Consider the following 16,275-nt stretch of genomic DNA (forward strand, 5'->3'; position numbering starts at 1 on the left):
CCTACATAGGGAATTGCGGTGTATTCAAAACAGGGTCAGCAGATTCGAGCCGAGAAACAGCTGGTCGATCCAGAACACCTGATGCAGCAGCACAATCACCCAGAACAAAATCTGAAACGACACTTTGCGCGTCTTGTGCCGGAACACCTGCTGAGCAATCAACGCGCCCGGCCAGCCGCCCGCCAGCTCTACCGCATGCAGGATGTTCTCCGGTGTGCGCCAGGCATCAGCGCGCGCCTTGCGCTTGTCCGCCCAATACATGGAGAACGCCAGCACGCTGACGATCCCGTAAGCGGCCAGCGGGACCAGCGAAATCCCGCGCAGCCACATCGACAACGAGCCGAACAGGGGCAGCGCGCAGACGATCAGCAGAACCAGCAGTTTCAATTTCAGATGCTGAATGTTGCCGCCCGAAGGTCGCCCTTCGGGCCGGCGTGCGCGGGAGTCACTCATGGCTTGGCCGCCGCCCAATCGATCCAGCCAAACTGCCACGTCGCCAGAATCACCAGACCAAACACGATCCGATACCAGGCGAATGCCGCATAGCTGTGGCTGGCGATGAACTTGAGCAAACCGCGCACGGCAATCATGGCGAAGATGAATGCGGTGACAAAACCGATGGCGAACACCGGAAAATCAGCCGGGACAAACAGGTCGCGATACTTGTAGCCCGAGTAAACCGCCGCACCGACCATGGTCGGCATCGCAAGGAAGAACGAGAACTCGGTAGCGGTCTTGCGCGACAGGCCGAACAGCAAGCCGCCAATGATCGTCGAGCCGGAACGCGAGGTACCAGGGATCATGGCCAGGCACTGCGCAAAGCCGACCTTGAGGGCGTCTTTCCAGGTGATCTCGTCGACCGTTTCCGCATGCACTTCATGCTGACGCTTTTCCGCCCACAACATGATGATGCCGCCCACCACCAGTGCGGTCGCGACGGTTATCGGGTTAAACAGATATTCGTGGATCAGGTCGGCAAAGATCACGCCCAGCACCACGGCGGGCAGAAATGCGATCAGCAGGTTAGCGGTGAAACGACGGGCACTGGGCTGGGTCGGCAAACCGATGACCACATCGAAAATCTTGCGTCGAAACTCCCAGACCACCGCGAGGATCGCGCCGAGCTGGATGATGATATTGAACGCCATGGCCCGTTCGCCGCCGAACTCGAGCAAGTCGGCCACAATGATCTGGTGTCCGGTACTGGAAATGGGCAAAAACTCCGTCAGCCCTTCTACAACTCCTAGTATCAGTGCCTGCAAGGCCGTCCAAAGATCCATCAATCCCCCAAAGAGCGATGCGCGCTGGCATGCCCCGATAGTATTTTTTTACGTTCACTGCGATCAGCGTAGCTGGTTGTGGCTGTACCGATTCCGCACGCACAGGATCCACACGAAACAGTCAAAATTCCGTGAAATATCAATTTGGATTCAGGTTTTCACGCGCGGGGCCGAAATCCTAACAGACAAGCCTTAATAGCGCTGCCGCGTTATACGACTTGGGTCGCGTATGCCCGCTCACAAAATCGTGGTTGGATGCTGGCGGTCGTTTATTACAAGAAAAAGAATCCGGAGTGACAGCGTTATGAACAGCTTGCGCAGTGTGTCGATCAGCCGACGCTTGTGGCTCATCTTGATTGTGGCGGTGGTCATGTTGCTGACCTTGGGCGTATTGATGCTCAAGCAGATCCACGACGATCTCTATCACGCCAAGGCCCAGAAAACCCAGCACGTGGTGCAGACCGCCAGCGGCCTGCTGACCTATTACCACGACCTCGAAACTGCCGGCACCCTGAGCAAGGACGCCGCGCAGAAACAGGCGCTGACAGCAATTCGTGGTTTGCGCTATGACCAGAGCGATTACTTCTGGATCAACGACCTCACGCCCGTGATGGTCATGCACCCGACCAACCCGAAACTCGAAGGCCAGAACCTTTCGGCGATCCGCGATCCGGACGGCTTCGCGGTGTTCAACGAAATGGTCGCCATCGCCCGATCCAAAGGCGCCGGCATGGTCGACTACCGTTGGCCAAAACCGGGCGCCAGTGAGCCGGTGGCCAAAACTTCCTACGTCAAACTGTTCGAACCGTGGGGCTGGGTGCTTGGCTCCGGGGTTTACGTCGATGACGTACAGGCGGAGTTCCAGGGTCAGGTGATCAAAGCCACGGTCATCGGCCTGGCGATTGCGCTGATCATGGCGTTGCTGGTGATCCTGATCGCGCGCAGCATCGTCCGTCCACTACAGGAAACCGTGAACGCCATGGCCAACATTGCCAGCGGTGAAAGCGACCTGACCCGCAGTCTCGATACCCATGGCAAGGATGAAGTCACCGAGCTTGCGCATCACTTCAATGCCTTTACCGCCAAACTGCGGCGGGTGATCGGTGATTTGCAGGTGTCGGCCAGCGCCTTGGGCCAGTCGTCCAGCGAACTGGGCAACGACGCTTCGCAGGCGCAACAGCGTAGCCAGCAGCAGTCGCAGCAGATGGAACTGGTGGCGACGGCGATCAACGAAGTGACCTACGGTGTGCAGGATGTGGCGAAGAACGCCGAGCACGCCGCCGCCGAAATGCGCGATGCCGAAGCACAGGCGCAACAGGGCCAGATCAACATCGATGGCAGCTTGCAGCAGATCGACAAGCTGTCCGGCACCATCGATCAAGCGGTTGAAGTAATTCGCACCCTCGCCGCCGAAAGCACACAGATCGGCAGTGTACTGGAGGTGATTCGCTCAATTGCCGAGCAAACCAACCTGCTCGCGCTCAACGCTGCAATCGAAGCGGCCCGGGCCGGTGAGCAGGGTCGCGGGTTTGCCGTGGTCGCCGATGAAGTGCGCTTGTTGGCTCAGCGCACGCAGAAGTCGACAGCGGAAATTCAGTCGATGATCGAACGCTTGCAGAACCATTCCGAGGCGGCCGTGAAGGTGATCGGTGACAGCAGCAAGGCATCGCAACTGACCATCGAGCAAGCCGGGCTGGCGGGGGCGAGTCTGAATGCCATTGGCCAGGCGTTGCGCAATCTCAATGGTCTTAATGCGTCGATTGCCAGCGCCACGCTGCAACAGGCGCATGTGGTCGAGGACATCAATCAGAACGTCACGCAAGCGGCCGGCCTCTCGCACAGCACTGCAATCGCGGCCGAGCAGTCGAGTGCGGCAAGCCTGCGCCTCGGCCAATTGAGCGAACAACTCAACGCCCTGCTGCGCCAGTTCCGCGTCTGACCCGTGTAACTCTGGTGAGCCCACCCCTCACCCCAGCCCTCTCCCCGAGGAGAGGGGGCCGACCGAGGTGTCTCAAGCTATACGTCGACCTGAAAAATCGAGTCGATTATGGATTCAACGCAGAAAGATCAGGTCAGCGTATCTCGAACATCCAACTCGGTCAGTCCCCTCTCCTCTGGGAGAGGGTTAGGGTGAGGGGTTTGGCCCAATGCAGTACAATCCGCCCCCTCCTCAATTTACCCCAAGGAACCGCCATGTCCGGGCTTGAACTGTTTGCCGCCGCCCTTGGCGTGATCGCCGTGTGGCTGACGGTCAAACAGAATCCGTGGTGCTGGCCGATCGGGCTGGTCATGGTCTTGCTCTACAGCTGGATCTTCTTTGAAGTGAAGCTGTACTCGGACATGTTGCTGCAAGTGGTCTACGCCGCGCTGCAAGTCTATGGCTGGTGGCAATGGACCCGCGCCGGGACGATGCATGACGGTCGTGAGGTCACGCGCCTTGATCAACGTTCGATCCTGGTCGGCTTAGGCGTTGGCGCGATCGGCAGCCTGTTGCTCGGCGCGGCCATGGCCCATTGGACCGACGCCGCGCAACCGTGGCTCGATGCCGCGCTGACCGGTTTCAGCCTGGTGGCACAACTGTGGATGGCGCAGAAACGCCTGCAATGCTGGGCGCTGTGGTTCGTGCTCGATGTGATTTTTGTCGGCTTGTTCATCTATAAGGGGCTGTACCTGACCGCTGCGCTGTACGGGCTGTTCACCTTGCTGGCGATTCAAGGCTTTCGCGAATGGCGCGCCGACCCGGCGTTGCGCACATGAAGGTTGTGGTCCTGACCGGGCCCGAATCCACCGGCAAGAGCTGGCTGGCGGCGGGCCTGCAACAACGCTTTGGCGGCGTGCGGGTGGATGAGTACGTGCGCCGCTTTATCGAGCTCAATCCCCGCGATACCTGTCTGGCTGACATCCCGGAAATCGCTCAGGGCCAAATGCAATGGGAGGACCAGGCGCGAGCGCAGCAGCCTTCGTTGCTGATTCTCGACACTCACTTGTTGAGCAATATGCTATGGAGCCAGACGCTGTTCGGTGACTGCCCGGCCTGGCTGGAATCCGAGCTGTTGGCACGGCATTACGATCTGCACCTTCTTTTGTCCCCGGAACAGGTCGACTGGACTGATGACGGTCAGCGCTGCCAACCGGATCTGCACGAGCGAATGGCGTTTTACCAGTCCACGCGAAACTGGCTGGAAAACCATCACCAGCGTTTTCAGATCATTCAGGGCAATTGGGCCGAACGCCACACTCAGGCATTTGCCGCCGTCGAGCAATTGCTGAGGCAGTGACCCGGTCAACGGGTCAACTTCCCCACGACTCCCCCCTGTTTTGGGGGCAAAGTGTCCGTTCCTGAAACACTCCGTGAGTTGCAAAGTGCCCGTTTCAGCACTGTTCACTGCTTTGTCATCCGAGTTGTTACGCGGCTGATACACACCGCGGCAAACCCTTGTTCCAGAGCTTTGTTCAGCCAATGGACAGGTCGGCGCACCAGTGCGTGTATCAAGCCTGAAACAGCCTGTGTATCAGACGTGCGCATTTATTTTCCAACCCTTTGAAATTACAACGTTTTTAAAAAGCGGCACAGCTTTCGCTCTCTCCTTCACAACGCTGACTAGGGCCAGCCCACTGAAGAAGGAATTGCAGCCGTGGGGAATATCCAAAAAGGTTTGACCTGCCTTCTGCTGATCGGATCAGCAGCCAGTACGTTGATCAGCTTCAACGTGCAGGCAGAAGGTAACGGCGTGATTGTTCTCGATCGCGATGTTCAGCCTATCCCGATCGGTCGCAACGGTGGCAAAGACCCCTACCCGACTACCGTCAATGCCAACCCGTCCGCACGCATCAATTCCACTATGAACAGCACCGAATTGAGCGATGGCGACTTCGCCGGCGTCGCCAGCGGCAGCGCGTTCCGCACCACCAACAATGTCCAGGCCGGCGCCAACATGCCAGGCCTCAATACCCTCACCAATCCCAACGGCATGCCCGGCATGAGCGCTGGCCACGGTGGCGGTTCCGGTGGCGCGATTTCCGGCACGATCAACCGCGCCATGAGTTCCGGCCTTGCGCCATTGACCCGCATGGCCGGAGGCCAATGAAATGAATCGTTCACTCCTTCTGCTCGCCTTGCTCGGTTGCACCACTGTCATGGCTGCCGATCCCGCTTCAGTGAACAACGCCAACATTCAGGATTCCGGGGTTCAGTACCGCGGCAACTTCAACGTCAACCAGGCGGCTGGCGATCAAATGCAACAGGCCAACGTCAAGGCTGTGGCGATCGGCACCGGATCCCATGCCAGCACCAGCGTCATGCAGAAAATCGATACGCCTGCCTCTCGCTCGATGGACGCCAGCGCAACCATCGGCGGCACCTCTTTCAGCAATGGCAACGGCATCCTTGGTGTGAACCAGGGTGCCGGGGCCAACAACCAGATGGCCAACGTCACGCGCGTCAGCATCAGTGCTGCCCCGCAGAGCGTTGACGACAGTGCCCTTTCACAACAGAACGTGGCGCTTTTACCGAGCTCAGGAGCAACTGGTACCTCATCCGGCAGTCGCCAGGTCACGACAAGTGATCAGGCCTTCACCGGCAGCCGCGGGGTAATCCAGGTGAACCAGAGTGCCGGGGTGGGGAACCGAATGGCTAACACCCTGAGCATCCGGGTCGCTGACTGACCCAAACAACAAAAAGCAGTGCAATTAGAAAGTACCAACACTTAACCAACTAATAAGCACGATGGAGAAACACCATGAAACCTACAATGGCTCTCAAACCACTGGTTTTCGCACTTGCAGCAGTGATGGCAATCGCAGCACAGGCAGGCGGTCGTGATGACAACAACGGTCATGGTAACGGGCATGGCAATGGACACGGCAACGGTCACGGCCAGCCACAAGGTCCAAATCTTGAACAACTGCTGCAGATCACCGCAGGCGCCGGCGCCGCTGTACTCGACGCGCAAAACAGCGACGGCAACGTGGTGAAAAACCAGGGCACTCTGAACAACGCCAATGCCAGCGACTCGCTCAATGGCTCTAACGGCAACATGGGTGCCAACGTTGCAGCCGGCGACGGCAACCAGCAGGACAACGCCGCCGCGCTGGCTACTGCCGATGAAAGCTTCATCTTCGGCAACGCTGTTGCTGCCTCGAGTGCAACTCAAGTCAACAACAACAACTATGTGAAAAACTCGTCCACCTTCAATAACGCTACGCTCAACAATGCAGGCAACAATGGTTCCGGCAACATCGGCATCAACGTGTCTGCAGGCAACTTCAACCAACAGAAAAACAACCTCGCAATCGCCGTATCCGGTGGCCGTGTAGCCACTGCCGCTGCTGCCGCCAACCAGTCTTCCACTGGCCTGGTTGTCGACAACAAAGGCGTGCAGACCTACAAAACCGATACCCTCACTGGCACCTACGCGGCCGCTGGCGTGTTTAAAGCCAAAGGCACTGCAACCATCGAAGATGATGACCACGGCGGTTATGGCAATCGTGGCGGCGGCCACGGTGGCAACGATGACCAGAAAGCCAAGTTCGAAGCCGTCGGTACTTTTGGCCTGGCTGGCGTAACCACCCAACAGGTGATGACCAAAGATGGCTGGAAAGCCCCTGTGGTCAACAATGCCAACATGACCAACTCGATGAACAACTTCTCCGGCAACGGCGGAGCCAACGTCTCGGCGGGTGTGGGCAACCAACAAAGCAACTCGCTGTCCATCGCTGCTGGCTGCAGAGCCTGCCTGTAATCGCGATCGAAACGAAAGCCCCGGCAACGGGGCTTTTCCTCAGTCCGCAAAGGCGTATCGATCATGCGTAAGACTGCCCTCCTCACTCTGCTTTTCGTCTGTGGCCTGACTCAGGCCGGTCAGATGCCCGTGGCTGCCCTGCCGGGTGGCACGCTCGTCTACAAAAACGTGCAGAGCATCCGCGAGCGCAAGTTTGCCGACATCGTCGAACAAAAAACCGATTTCAGCTGCGGCGCTGCTGCACTGGCCACGGTATTACGCCAGGCCTATTGGCTCGACGTCGATGAGGAGCACATCATCAAAGGCATGCTGGTCAACGCTGACCAGGACCTTGTTCGTACGCAAGGGTTCTCCATGCTGGACATGAAGCGCTACATAGAAAGCATCGGCATGCGCGCCAGGGGTTACAAGATTCCACCGGAAAAGCTCGAAGCGGTAACGATCCCGGTGGTGGTACTGATGGAAATTCGCGGCTACAAGCATTTCGTCGTGTTGCAGCGTTCGGACAAGGATTGGGTTTACATCGGAGACCCGGTTCTCGGCCATAAGCGTTACAAACATGACGACTTTGTCAAAGGTTGGAACGGCATTGTCTTTGCCATCGTCGGTCCCGGATATGACAAGGTCAACGCCTTGCGCAGCCCTCCGGTGCCCTTGACAGCCAAGAACAAGCTCGACGGTTTCAACCCTGTCAAAGATGCTGAATTGATGGATTTCGGGTTCATTCAGAGCGACTTCTTTTAATCGCCGATTATAGAAAATGGGACTGGATGTCCCGGGAGCAGCAGATGAAAACCTCATACTGGCTGGCCGCCGCCTGCCTGGCAGCGAGCGCATCGGGCTACGCCAATGCAGGATTCAAACCCATAGAAATCAAGGACCAGGAGCTCGCCGAGCTGCGTGGTCGGTATGTGATGCCGGGGCGGATTATCAGCTTCGGCATTGTCATGAGCAGTACCTGGCGCAACGCCAGTGGCGATCTGATCGGGGCGTCTGCATCCATGCAGGTGCAACAAACCACCATCAAACCGGAATTTTACGTGTCGACCATCAAGGAGATGGGCAACGGCAATACGCCGGAACTGGGCACGGGATCGATTATCGGTGGTGCCGGCCTTAACTCATCGTCGGGCGTGACGCAGAGCGTACGCGCGGCGGGTGACGGCAACACGGCGAACAACAACGTCGCCATTAACGTCAAGGAAGCCAATCAGGCGCCAGCACTCGCCCCCGTACAGGGCCAGGCCCTGATGGCCGGCCAGACTATTTCCGGCAGTAATGCCGCCGGCAATGTCGCAGTGTCGGCAACCGGTACGGGTGGCGTGCAAATGGCGATACAAGCCAGCGGCAATCAAGGCACGGCGCTGCAACAGGTCGCTTCGAGCGGTCTCTTGCAAAACACCCGTCTGCTCGGGAGTGCCAATGTGGTCAACAACCTGACTCAACTTAACGTCGTACTCAATAATAACGGCAGAAGTGCCGGCGCACTGGATTGCAACCTGACTCAACTCGGGGCCCTACGCAGTATTGGATATTGAACTACGCTGAGTCTCGATCATTGGGCTTAAAGGGACGGCTTATTCATGTATCGATCAGTATCACTGCGTGCCGCAGTGTGTTTGAGCACTCTTCTCCCTGCGGCGATGCTTCAAGCAGCACCGGACGCAGATGTAGAGGCCCTGAAACAGGAACTTCTGGAGCTGAAACAACGATACGAAGTACAACAAAAAGCCCTTGCGGTACTTGAACAACGAGTCCGCCAGGTTGAAGAGCAACCCGCCGCCCCACCGCCAAAACGGCTGGCCAAATCGCCATCGGACATGAAAGGCAATCGCGTCGCCACCGGCACCGGTGCGGCAGCAGCATCAGGAGGCGCCGCCGGGGGCAGTGGCGCTTCTTACGGGCAGTCGCTGGCGGACGATTCGCAACCGGCGCAGAGCGTTTCCAACCTGTACGACGAGGCCAGCGGCTTCTTCGGCGGCGGCAAGTTCAGCGTCGAAACCGGCATCACCTACTCGCGCTATGACACCCGTCAGCTGATTCTCAATGGCTTCCTCGCACTCGATTCGATCTTTCTCGGCAACATCAACCTCGACCGGATCAAGGCTGACACATGGACCCTCGACCTGACGGGCCGCTACAACTTCGATAACCGCTGGCAGTTCGACTTGAACGTGCCCGTGGTGTATCGCGAATCGACTTATCAGTCGGGCGGCGGCAATGAGGGCGCGGCGGGTGTCACCACAGAAGAAACCGTCACCAAGGATCCAACCATTGGCGACGTCAACTTCGGCATCGCTTACAAATTCCTCGACGAGTCGGTCAATACACCGGACGCGGTCGTCACCTTGCGGGTCAAGGCGCCAACCGGCAAGGATCCGTTCGGAATCAAACTGCGCCAGACCAATGCCAACTCCAATCTGTTTGTACCTGACACCCTGCCCACCGGCAACGGCGTCTGGTCGATCACGCCGGGCATCTCGCTGGTCAAGACGTTCGACCCGGCGGTGCTGTTCGGCAGCTTGTCCTACACCCACAACCTGGAGGAGTCGTTTGACGACATCAGTTCGACGGTCAACCAGAAAAACCCGGGCAAGGTAAAGATCGGCGACAGCTTCCAGATCGGCGCCGGTATTGCGTTTGCGCTGAACGAGAAGATGAGTATGTCGTTCTCGGTGTCTGATCTGGTGCAACGCAAGAGCAAGCTGAAACAGGATGGCGGGGATTGGGAATCGGTGGTGTCCAGCGACGCCAACGCCGGCTACTTCAACGTCGGCATGACCATTGCGGCCACCGACAACCTGACCATCGTACCCAACTTGTCCATCGGCATGACGGATGATGCCCCGGACTTTTCCTTCAGCCTGAAATTCCCGTACTACTTCTAAGCAAAAGTAAAAGATCGCAGCCTTCGCCAGCTCCTACAGGGATTACAACTGCCGAAGGCTGCGATCTTTTGATCTTCAGCCAGCTAGCGGATCTGGTGCTTGTGAAGCAAACGATAAAACGTCGGCCGTGATACGCCGAGGACTTTTGCGGCAACACTGAGGTTATCGCTGTGCCGGTTCAATACGTCGCATAACGCCTGGCGCTCGGCGCGGGTCTTGTAATCTTCCAGCGTACCCATGGGCGTAGCGATCGAATGCTGGCTGATCAACCCCAGATCACGGGCCTCGATCTGCCGGCCTTCGGCCAATACCAGCCCACGCCGCACACGGTTGGCCAATTCACGGACATTGCCCGGCCAGTCATGCTTGCCCATGGCAATCAGCGCGTCTTCGCTGAAACTGCGTGGGCGTCGGCCGGTTTCATGGCTGTAGAAGTGCGAAAAATGGTTGGCCAGCATCGACAGATCACCGTGACGTTCACGCAGCGGCGCGGTGACCACTTGCAACACGTTGAGCCGGTAATACAGATCTTCACGAAATCGCTTTTTCTCGATGGCCGCCTCTAGGTCGACGTGGGTCGCTGCCAGAACGCGCACATCCACTGGGATCGGCTGACTGCCTCCGACACGTTCGATGTGCCGTTCCTGCAGGAAGCGCAACAGATTGGCTTGCAGTTCCAGCGGCAGATCACCGATCTCATCCAAAAACAGAGTGCCGCCATTGGCCGCCTCAATGCGCCCGATCTTGCGCTGATGGGCGCCGGTAAACGCACCTTTCTCGTGGCCGAACAGCTCGGACTGAATCAGGTGCTCGGGAATTGCCCCGCAATTGATTGCCACAAACGGTTTGTTGTGACGCTGGGATTGCCGATGCAGCGTGCGTGCAACCAGTTCTTTACCCGTGCCGCTTTCACCGCGGATCAATACCGGCGATTCGGTCGGCGCCAGTTTGCTGAGCAATTTGCGCAGTTCGCGGATCGGTTTGCTGTCGCCAAGCAATTCGTGTTCGGGCTGATCCACATGAATCGTGCCCTGCCCGCGCAAACGCGCCATGCCGAATGCCCGGCCGAGGGTAACCTGTACCCGCGACACGTCGAACGGCAAGGTGTGAAAATCGAAAAACCATTCACAAACGAAGTCACCGACGTTTTGTAAACGCAGGACTTCCTGATTGAGCACGGCGATCCATTCGGTGCCGCTGCGACTGATCAGTTCCTTGACGGCTTCAGGTCGTTCGAGGTGAAACGGCTGCAATCGCAACAAGCCGACATCACAACTTCGATCGGCGGCATTTTCCAGAGTGCAGCTATCAACATCCCAACCTACGGCGCGTAATCCGGGCAATAAGCGGTGGCAATCGTCGCAGGGATCGACCACCAATAAACGTCGTAACGCTGGCGCTTCGCTCATGACTGTTCCTTGGCGCCAAATTATTAGAAATGATTGTAAAAACAGTCATTTGGCAGACCCGACTGTAACATTAGCAAGATTTTGACAGGGCCTTGTATCGATTGCTTATAGGTGTACAAGCAAACACGTTATAAGAACAGAAGTTGTTAGTCAGCTATCTACTAATTTCTGCCTTAACCTTTCAGTGAGCTTTCAAAAACCTGTCTGTAAAGCAACGCCATGAAAGAAAGTTGAAATTTCTTTGTTTCATGTGTGACCCGCCTGCGGGTTCGGTGCATCAGTACAAGTACCAGCCGAACGGTAAGCCCAACCGACGGCACATCACTTGATTGGGCACGACAGAGAGAAAAACCCATGACCGCCCCGCTCCGTATCAACGAAGCTCTTCTGATTGCCAACCACGCGTTCAAACCTTTCCAGTGCGTGGCCTGGGCGCCACAAGACGGCAATGGCGAACTGAGCCTGACCGTGATTGACCGGACCAATAACAGTATCGGTCGCAAACAGATCCCAAGCAGCGCCTACTCTGATCCGGCGCAACTCGAGCAACTGCTGCAGCAGGCGCGCGCTGAACTCAGCAAAGAAGGTCACTTGCTGCAATCCTGGTCGATGCCACACTAACAACCGGGTAATGCGGATGACGTTCAGGTCATCCGCCCTCTTCCCTTAGTTGCAGTCTTTTTAACGCTCGGTACTTTTGTACAACTATTTGCAACGTGTTCAGGCTTAACTGCTTGGGCGGCTTGCTATTGGTTCAAAAAGACACTGTTCTGGCACAGTGCGACCCTCCACCTGTTAGTTCTTACAGTTGTACTTCTCCCGGTTCAGGGATTGAATGTTTCGCTCATGCAGTTACCCATCCGGTTTCCGGTCCAGGTCAACTCGCAAGGAGATGCGTGCATGTCCACCCTGAACACTTTTGCGCTGCCGGCGGTATCGACGTCTTTATTGAGCCGAGCCGGTCAACTCGACAGAACATTTGCCGCCACCGGCGTCGCTCAAGTGTATTTCACTGGCAGCGTCTCCAGCCTGACCGAGGACATTGCCCTCGATGCGCAGGGGCGCGTTCTGGTCGCAGCAAAGGTCGGCGTCGCTACCGGCAGCCGATTCGGCCTGGCGCGGATGCTGGCCGATGGCTCGGCCGATCTGACCTTCGGTGATAACGGCAGCGTGATCGACACCTTTGCCCCGGATTTTGAAGCCACGGCCGGCAAAGTTCAGACGCTACCCGACGGGCGCATCCTGCTGGCCGGGCTGCATTATGAAAACGCTTATCGCACCCTGCCCGCCCTCGCTATGTTCGATGCCCAGGGCAAACCGGATGTGCGCTTCGGTGACAACGGTCGCCAGGTGGTGCGCCTGCCGGGCGATTTGTCCATGGGCAGCCGTGACAGCTGGTTGCCGCCAGGTGTGCCGGGGGCCGAAGCCAGCGATTTCGTCGTTCAGGACGATGGCCATATCCTGCTCATCGCCAATCACCACTTCGAACTCGCCGACCATGCCGGCATGCTGATTCGCCTCAAACCCGACGGCCGCCTGGATGAAACCTTTAATGGCCGTGGCTTCGTTATGGTTCGCCACTTGCTGCTCAATACCTGGCTCAGCAGCCTGCTACTGCAAAGGGACGGGCGGATTGTGGTGGCAGGTTCCATCGATTTTCCGCAGGAAGGTCTGTTGGCGCGCTACCTGCCCGACGGCCGCCTCGACGAGCGTTTCGCCGTGGACGGCTTCATGGCCTTCAAGGCGCACGGTAAAAGTGCTCAGGTCAGTCAGGTGATCGAAACCTCAGAGGCACTGCACTGTTTCGGCAGCAGTCGCGACCCGATTCGCTGCCTGGCATTCAGCCCGCACACAAACGGTCGCCCTAACCTGCACAACCATGGCGGCCAGCCACAATTATTGGAGATCGGCCCCAGCGGCTGCCAATGGAGCGCCGCCCAACGCATGGCGGACGGCCGCATCATCGCGGTCGGCGCAACCATTGGTGGAATCGAAGCGGACTTTATCGTCGCCCGTTACTCGAGTGATGGCGGCCTGGATCACAGTTTTGGCGACGGCAAAGGCTGGCTGCGTACGCGCTTGGGGCGCAGCCTGGACACAGCCAATTCGCTGGCTGTGCAAGCGGATGACGCGATCCTTGTCGGCGGTTATTCGCTGGATGGCAACTATCGGGCGATGGTGGCGCGGTATCTAAATTCATAGGCGAGCCGTATTAACCGTTCGTCGAGAATGGCCTTGTACCTGTAATTACTGACAGTAGACGTCAACCTTGATCGGGCATCAGATAGCAGGGCGCGCAGAACATTGCGTGCTCTACCCGAAAAAGGAATTTTGATATGAACGATCTAGTGACACCGTCCAAACATCGCACATCGGTTGAACTGTCCTCAGGAAGCACCGAGCTTATAGCGCCGAGGATTCTCTCAATCACCAATGGTGACGATATCTCCATCCCACCTGACGGCACTACCACGAACGGCAATCTGTCTTTTTTCGGTTCGGCGGAGCCGAATCAGTTAGCAGTGATGCTGGACAATGGGATTCCCGCACACCACCTCGTGACTGTTGACGAACGTGGTGATTTCAGCGCCCTGCTGCTTGATCAGGCACGGGGTATTCACGCATACAGCGTGACAACCTCCGATGGTCAAGTGTCAGCGACGTGGACTGTTGAAGTGGATGTCAGCGAAAAGGTCTCAATCGACTCGGTTTACGATGCTGCCGGTACGCCCGTCGGAAACGGTGAGACTACATTTCAAAATGAACTGAATTTTATTGGCAAGGCCGCGCCTGGCAAAGTAGTGGAGTTGGTGAATAACGGCACAGTGCTAAGCCTCCTGAATGTCGGAACAGACGGGCATTGGAGCGCCAACATCAAGGATCTCAAGACAGGCACCCAAAACTTCATCGCTCGGGAAACCAATGGGCAGCATTCCTCGTCATGGCGGGTCCTGATAAAGCAACCTGCACCGATCAGCATCCAATTTGTCTTGGGCAATGAAAGTTTCCAATTGATCGGCAATCAAGAAACCACAACCGATCGATCAGTGACATTGGTGGGTACGGCAACCCCCGGTGAAACAGGCTGGATTGTCGACTATCACCGTGACTTGGTGCCCTTCGCTGCAAATGAACAAGGTGTTTACTCCGCAAAAATCGAAGACCTGAAAGAAAACTTGGTTCACACCTTCAGACTCCGATCCGACCTAGGGCGGCTCTCGGCGCCGTGGGCAATCAAGGTGATTTCGTCGAAATTGCGATAAACGCTTTCCTGCGACAGACAAGGGCCCGTCGAGTCGTGACTCGGTGGGCCTTTGTCATTCCAGGGTGAAACATGCCAGGCTTGCAAAAAAGACATCGGTCAAATCCGGTAACACCTTGAACTTGCCCGCCACATCCGGCAACTTGCGCGCTTCTAAAAGACAAGGAGCAACCGATGTCCGGTTCTATGGCCCAGGCGTTCGCGCAAAACTTTCTCGGACACTCGCCACGCTGGTACAAGGCGACCATCGTCGGTTTTCTTATCCTTAATGCGCTGGTGCTGTTCACGGTTGGCCCGGTAGCGGCCGGCTGGCTGTTGGTGATCGAATTCATCTTCACCCTGGCGATGGCGCTCAAGTGCTATCCGCTGATGCCCGGTGGCTTGTTGTTGATCGAAGCACTGCTGCTGAAGATGACCACGCCACAGGCGCTTTACGATGAGCTGGTGCACAACTTCCCGGTGATCCTGCTGCTGATGTTTATGGTGGCCGGCATCTATTTCATGAAGGATCTATTGCTGTTTCTGTTCTCGCGGCTGCTGTTGGGCGTGCGGTCAAAAGCGGCACTGGCCTTGATGTTCTGCTTTCTTTCGGCGTTTCTCTCGGCGTTTCTCGATGCTCTGACGGTGACCGCGGTAATCATCAGTGCGGCGGTCGGTTTCTATTCCGTCTATCACCGCGTCGCCTCCGGCAACGATCCGCGTCAGGACAGTGAGTTTGCTGACGACCAGAACCTGCCGAAATTGCACCACGACGATCTGGAGCAATTCCGCGCCTTCCTGCGCAGCCTGCTGATGCACGGTGCGGTCGGTACGGCATTGGGCGGCGTCTGCACGCTGGTGGGCGAACCGCAGAACCTGCTGATCGGCCACGAAATGGGTTGGCACTTCGGTGAGTTCTTCCAGAAGGTCGCACCGGTTTCGCTGCCAGTGCTGGCGGCGGGTCTGGTCACCTGCGTGCTGCTGGAGAAACTGCGCTGGTTCGGTTACGGCACACTGCTGCCAGACAACGTTCGCACGGTGCTGGCCAACTACGCCGCCGAAGACAATGCCGAACGCACAGCTCGCCAACGCGCCGCGCTGCTGGTGCAAGGTGCAGCCGCACTGATCCTGATCGGTTGTCTGGCGTTTCACATCGCGGAGGTCGGCTTGATCGGGTTGATGGTGATTGTGTTGATCACCGCGTTTACCGGTATCACCGACGAGCATCGTCTGGGCAGCGCATTCAAGGACGCCATGCCATTCACGGCGTTGCTGGTGGTGTTTTTTGCGGTGGTCGCAGTCATTCACGATCAACAGTTGTTTGCGCCGCTGATTCAGTGGGTGCTGGCGCTGCCGGTCGAACAACAACCGGGCATGTTGTTTATCGCCAACGGCCTGTTGTCGGCGATCAGTGACAACGTGTTTGTCGCGACGATTTACATCACCGAAGTGAAACAGGCGTTCCTCGCCGGGCACATGAGCCGCGAGCATTTCGAGACATTGGCGATCGCGATCAATACCGGTACCAATCTGCCGAGCGTGGCGACGCCAAATGGTCAGGCTGCATTCCTGTTTCTGCTGACCTCGGCGATTGCGCCGCTGGTGCGTTTGTCGTACGGGCGGATGGTGTGGATGGCGTTGCCGTACACGTTCGTCATGGGCCTGTTGGGTTGGTACGCGGTGAGCTACTGGCTCTGATCAACACCGCGTAAAAAC

General features: G+C 57.4%; 16 protein-coding genes. 13 read left to right on the forward strand and 3 right to left on the reverse strand.

Annotation, left to right across the window (positions count from 1 at the left end):
* Positions 1-24: 24 nt before the first annotated feature.
* Both ACM6JQ_RS24980 and ACM6JQ_RS24985 read right to left on the reverse strand, forming a co-directional pair.
* Positions 25-453 carry a DUF1294 domain-containing protein gene (locus ACM6JQ_RS24980; protein WP_414894831.1) on the reverse strand — a complete coding sequence of 143 codons (429 nt, stop codon included), beginning with the start codon at positions 451-453 and terminating at the stop codon, positions 25-27.
* Complete coding sequence (locus ACM6JQ_RS24985; RefSeq protein WP_127927848.1) at positions 450-1,280, reverse strand: undecaprenyl-diphosphate phosphatase; 831 nt, start codon at positions 1,278-1,280, stop codon at positions 450-452. The genes ACM6JQ_RS24980 and ACM6JQ_RS24985 overlap by 4 nt, the downstream gene beginning before the upstream one ends.
* Before the next feature lie 304 nt (positions 1,281-1,584).
* On the opposite strand from ACM6JQ_RS24985, the gene ACM6JQ_RS24990 reads away from it, so the two are divergent.
* From ACM6JQ_RS24990 to ACM6JQ_RS25030, 9 genes are all read left to right on the forward strand, one after another.
* The gene (locus ACM6JQ_RS24990; RefSeq protein ID WP_007914796.1) at positions 1,585-3,219 is read left to right on the forward strand and encodes a methyl-accepting chemotaxis protein; all 1,635 of its coding nucleotides are present in this window, start codon (positions 1,585-1,587) and stop codon (positions 3,217-3,219) included.
* A gap of 254 nt (positions 3,220-3,473) precedes the next feature.
* Positions 3,474-4,037 carry a nicotinamide riboside transporter PnuC gene (gene pnuC, locus ACM6JQ_RS24995; RefSeq protein WP_123375176.1) on the forward strand — a complete coding sequence of 188 codons (564 nt, stop codon included), beginning with the start codon at positions 3,474-3,476 and terminating at the stop codon, positions 4,035-4,037.
* A complete protein-coding gene (locus ACM6JQ_RS25000) occupies positions 4,034-4,558 on the forward strand; it encodes an AAA family ATPase (protein ID WP_414894832.1) in 525 nt (174 codons plus the stop codon). Before pnuC ends, ACM6JQ_RS25000 begins: the two co-directional genes overlap by 4 nt.
* 357 nt (positions 4,559-4,915) lie before the next feature.
* Positions 4,916-5,368, forward strand: a complete 453-nt coding sequence (locus tag ACM6JQ_RS25005; protein ID WP_007914809.1) for a hypothetical protein — start codon at positions 4,916-4,918, stop codon at positions 5,366-5,368.
* Between the two features lies 1 nt (position 5,369).
* Positions 5,370-5,945, forward strand: a complete 576-nt coding sequence (locus tag ACM6JQ_RS25010) for a hypothetical protein (RefSeq protein WP_007914811.1) — start codon at positions 5,370-5,372, stop codon at positions 5,943-5,945.
* 74 nt (positions 5,946-6,019) lie between these two features.
* On the forward strand, positions 6,020-7,021 hold the full coding sequence (locus tag ACM6JQ_RS25015) for a hypothetical protein (protein ID WP_007914813.1): 1,002 nt from the start codon (positions 6,020-6,022) through the stop codon (positions 7,019-7,021).
* A 63-nt stretch (positions 7,022-7,084) separates the two neighbouring features.
* On the forward strand, positions 7,085-7,765 hold the full coding sequence (locus tag ACM6JQ_RS25020) for a C39 family peptidase (protein ID WP_007914815.1): 681 nt from the start codon (positions 7,085-7,087) through the stop codon (positions 7,763-7,765).
* Between the two features lie 44 nt (positions 7,766-7,809).
* Complete coding sequence (locus ACM6JQ_RS25025) at positions 7,810-8,559, forward strand: hypothetical protein (RefSeq protein ID WP_007914817.1); 750 nt, start codon at positions 7,810-7,812, stop codon at positions 8,557-8,559.
* A gap of 45 nt (positions 8,560-8,604) precedes the next feature.
* The gene (locus ACM6JQ_RS25030; protein ID WP_123375174.1) at positions 8,605-9,909 is read left to right on the forward strand and encodes a hypothetical protein; all 1,305 of its coding nucleotides are present in this window, start codon (positions 8,605-8,607) and stop codon (positions 9,907-9,909) included.
* An 83-nt stretch (positions 9,910-9,992) separates the two neighbouring features.
* On the opposite strand, the gene ACM6JQ_RS25035 is transcribed toward ACM6JQ_RS25030, so the two are convergent.
* Positions 9,993-11,318, reverse strand: coding sequence for a sigma-54 dependent transcriptional regulator (locus ACM6JQ_RS25035; RefSeq protein WP_007914820.1), 1,326 nt, complete (start codon positions 11,316-11,318; stop codon positions 9,993-9,995).
* Between the two features lie 354 nt (positions 11,319-11,672).
* On the opposite strand from ACM6JQ_RS25035, the gene ACM6JQ_RS25040 reads away from it, so the two are divergent.
* The 4 genes from ACM6JQ_RS25040 to nhaB all read left to right on the forward strand — a co-directional run bounded on the left by ACM6JQ_RS25040 (position 11,673) and on the right by nhaB (position 16,257).
* Positions 11,673-11,939 carry a hypothetical protein gene (locus ACM6JQ_RS25040; RefSeq protein ID WP_007914821.1) on the forward strand — a complete coding sequence of 89 codons (267 nt, stop codon included), beginning with the start codon at positions 11,673-11,675 and terminating at the stop codon, positions 11,937-11,939.
* 279 nt (positions 11,940-12,218) lie between these two features.
* Positions 12,219-13,520, forward strand: a complete 1,302-nt coding sequence (locus ACM6JQ_RS25045; protein ID WP_414894833.1) for a hypothetical protein — start codon at positions 12,219-12,221, stop codon at positions 13,518-13,520.
* 134 nt (positions 13,521-13,654) lie between these two features.
* On the forward strand, positions 13,655-14,581 hold the full coding sequence (locus ACM6JQ_RS25050; RefSeq protein WP_414894834.1) for a hypothetical protein: 927 nt from the start codon (positions 13,655-13,657) through the stop codon (positions 14,579-14,581).
* Between the two features lie 173 nt (positions 14,582-14,754).
* Positions 14,755-16,257 carry a sodium/proton antiporter NhaB gene (gene nhaB, locus ACM6JQ_RS25055; protein WP_007914825.1) on the forward strand — a complete coding sequence of 501 codons (1,503 nt, stop codon included), beginning with the start codon at positions 14,755-14,757 and terminating at the stop codon, positions 16,255-16,257.
* The last annotated feature ends 18 nt before the right edge of the window (positions 16,258-16,275 follow it).

It is taken from the genome of Pseudomonas sp. IT-232MI5, assembly GCF_949767845.1.
GTDB lineage: Bacteria > Pseudomonadota > Gammaproteobacteria > Pseudomonadales > Pseudomonadaceae > Aquipseudomonas.

Excerpts from the sequence above, each read along its gene's own strand:
- ACM6JQ_RS24980 (WP_414894831.1), bottom strand. The coding sequence starts at position 453 with ATGAGTGACTCCCGCGCACGCCGGCCCGAAGGGCGACCTTCGGGCGGC.
- ACM6JQ_RS24985 (WP_127927848.1), bottom strand. The coding sequence starts at position 1,280 with ATGGATCTTTGGACGGCCTTGCAGGCACTGATACTAGGAGTTGTAGAA.
- ACM6JQ_RS24990 (WP_007914796.1), top strand. The coding sequence starts at position 1,585 with ATGAACAGCTTGCGCAGTGTGTCGATCAGCCGACGCTTGTGGCTCATC.
- pnuC (WP_123375176.1), top strand. The coding sequence starts at position 3,474 with ATGTCCGGGCTTGAACTGTTTGCCGCCGCCCTTGGCGTGATCGCCGTG.
- ACM6JQ_RS25000 (WP_414894832.1), top strand. The coding sequence starts at position 4,034 with ATGAAGGTTGTGGTCCTGACCGGGCCCGAATCCACCGGCAAGAGCTGG.
- ACM6JQ_RS25010 (WP_007914811.1), top strand. The coding sequence starts at position 5,370 with ATGAATCGTTCACTCCTTCTGCTCGCCTTGCTCGGTTGCACCACTGTC.
- ACM6JQ_RS25015 (WP_007914813.1), top strand. The coding sequence starts at position 6,020 with ATGAAACCTACAATGGCTCTCAAACCACTGGTTTTCGCACTTGCAGCA.
- ACM6JQ_RS25020 (WP_007914815.1), top strand. The coding sequence starts at position 7,085 with ATGCGTAAGACTGCCCTCCTCACTCTGCTTTTCGTCTGTGGCCTGACT.
- ACM6JQ_RS25025 (WP_007914817.1), top strand. The coding sequence starts at position 7,810 with ATGAAAACCTCATACTGGCTGGCCGCCGCCTGCCTGGCAGCGAGCGCA.
- ACM6JQ_RS25030 (WP_123375174.1), top strand. The coding sequence starts at position 8,605 with ATGTATCGATCAGTATCACTGCGTGCCGCAGTGTGTTTGAGCACTCTT.
- ACM6JQ_RS25035 (WP_007914820.1), bottom strand. The coding sequence starts at position 11,318 with ATGAGCGAAGCGCCAGCGTTACGACGTTTATTGGTGGTCGATCCCTGC.
- ACM6JQ_RS25040 (WP_007914821.1), top strand. The coding sequence starts at position 11,673 with ATGACCGCCCCGCTCCGTATCAACGAAGCTCTTCTGATTGCCAACCAC.
- ACM6JQ_RS25045 (WP_414894833.1), top strand. The coding sequence starts at position 12,219 with ATGTCCACCCTGAACACTTTTGCGCTGCCGGCGGTATCGACGTCTTTA.
- ACM6JQ_RS25050 (WP_414894834.1), top strand. The coding sequence starts at position 13,655 with ATGAACGATCTAGTGACACCGTCCAAACATCGCACATCGGTTGAACTG.
- nhaB (WP_007914825.1), top strand. The coding sequence starts at position 14,755 with ATGTCCGGTTCTATGGCCCAGGCGTTCGCGCAAAACTTTCTCGGACAC.